At 36.9% G+C, this 1,991-nt stretch carries 2 protein-coding genes; both read left to right on the top strand.

Features of this window, described 5'->3' with window-relative positions:
* Nucleotides 1–413: 413 nt before the first annotated feature.
* A complete protein-coding gene (locus tag T501_RS19360) occupies nt 414–1,601 on the top strand; it encodes an AAA family ATPase (protein WP_242845584.1) in 1,188 nt (395 codons plus the stop codon).
* A complete protein-coding gene (locus tag T501_RS19355) occupies nt 1,598–1,873 on the top strand; it encodes a hypothetical protein (protein WP_044917161.1) in 276 nt (91 codons plus the stop codon). Before T501_RS19360 ends, T501_RS19355 begins: the two co-directional genes overlap by 4 nt.
* Nucleotides 1,874–1,991: the final 118 nt, after the last annotated feature.

Genomic DNA, 1,991 nt, shown 5'->3' with positions numbered 1-1,991 from the left:
ATGGACTGTAATCCCTTTTTATATGCTATTAGGTAAGCACGATACAAAATATCTGCTACACTTCTCAGCAAATTTAATCATTACAAATTTTGCCTTCTCACGAGCGTGAACAGCTTTTAATCCTGTTCAGATTTTAGTGCTTGATGCCCAATCCAGGACATATGAAATAGTCGAAGATTTCTATATTTGTAGCTGCTCTATTAAATCGTTAGATATGCCATTTTTAAGAAAAATCATAACATTATATTCAACTTTAGATAAATATAAAATACACTTTTCTACAATATTTAAAAAGCCGGAAAATGGCTATTTTACGCATTTTTATAAAATTTAGATACATACTATTACGAAGAAAGTGTTATAATCATCTTATATTTAGATACAGCATTTTTTTCTAAAAGGAGCATATTTAAATGGGAGAAATGGAACTAAAAAAAATTGCTATTCAGAACTTTAAGTCATTATATGATGTTTCATTTGAGCCTGGCAGGGTTAATGTATTTATTGGTGCCAATGGTTCAGGAAAGTCTTCTGTTCTGGAGGCAATAGGCGTCCTCAGTGCAGCCATGACAGATAGGGTTAATTCTAACAGTCTGCAGAGAAAGGGCGTCCGTCTTAGCACTTCATCTTTGTATAAATCTAAATTTTTGTCTATTGAAAAAGAATCAAAAACAGTAGATTTTTCTCTGGAATGGCAACTGGATGGACATGATTATGATTATATCAGTCATCTGACAGTTCCTAATGATGATGATTCCTGGAAATATTTCGCAGAAAGTGTGTCTTGTGATGGGGAAGCTGTCTATGGTCGTAGTAATAGGACCAGCGCCCAGCTTAATAACAAAATCGGTTATTTTACAATTTCTGAATCACTTGCAGCAAAGGAATATACTACAGCGGCCAAATATATTGGAAACTATGGCATATATCAGCCGGATACATTAACTCTTAGAGGAACAGTTGCGGATCCTGCACAGGCTAATCCCATTGGACTTAATGGAGGCAGACTTGCTGAGGCAATACAGGATCTTCTCCATGAGGATGGTGAGGAGTATATGTTTGGAAGCATGTTCATGGAAGACATGCTTGAACTGATTGACTGGGCATCGGATTTTAAAGTCAGTAAGCCTAAAAAAACAATATTAAATCCGGGAGTTCCGACCACTCAGCAGATAATAGAGTTTAAGGATAAGTACCTGAAAGATACTGCTTCATTCACCGGTTACGATGCCAGCGAAGGTGCGCTTTATGTTTTATTTATGCTTGCACTTGCTATGCATGAAAAAGCACCGAAAATGTTTGCAATCGATAATTTTGATCATGCCATGAATCCAAGACTTGCAAGAAAAGTTGCGGAAATATTTAGTCAAAAAATAATTGAAGAAAATAAGACTGTATTTATAACAACCCATAATCCGCTCGTTCTTGATGGACTGGACCTATCAAATGATGATATACGATTGTTTACTACGGAAAGGAATAGGCAGGGGCATGTTGAGATAAGAAGAATTCAGGTATCTGATGAACTTCTTGAGATGAACCAGCCATTATCCAGGCTTTGGATAAACGGTGTTTTAGGAGGCGTTCCGGAGTTATTATGAGTAAAGTTATAGGAATTGTCTCTGAGGGGCCGACCGATTATCTTGTCCTGAAAGCGGTTATAGATAAGATTACCGGTGAATCCAACAGATATCTTTCCCTCCAACCGGAGTGGGATATGCTTGGTCGATTTGGCAATGGATGGAAGGGTGTATGGAAATGGTGCAAGGAAACAGAAGCAGTTAACACTCTGATGAAAGCTGTACACCCTCATTTTCTTATAACATATAACCATAATCGATATAACGTTTATATCTTCAAGATTATTCCGTAATTAGTTTTTTCTCCTTCAGGATTTCCGTTACCTCATCCACGGAAACATGTGACTTTTGAGCAATTTCTTCTATAGGCATTCCATCTTCAAAGCGTGCGATTACTTTTCCTTTAAGTTC

The sequence above is a fragment of the Butyrivibrio sp. WCE2006 genome (genome assembly GCF_000701985.1).
Classification (GTDB): domain Bacteria; phylum Bacillota; class Clostridia; order Lachnospirales; family Lachnospiraceae; genus Butyrivibrio.
Note: the sequence above shows the minus strand (reverse complement) of the source record. Positions and strands in the feature narration are given on the sequence as shown.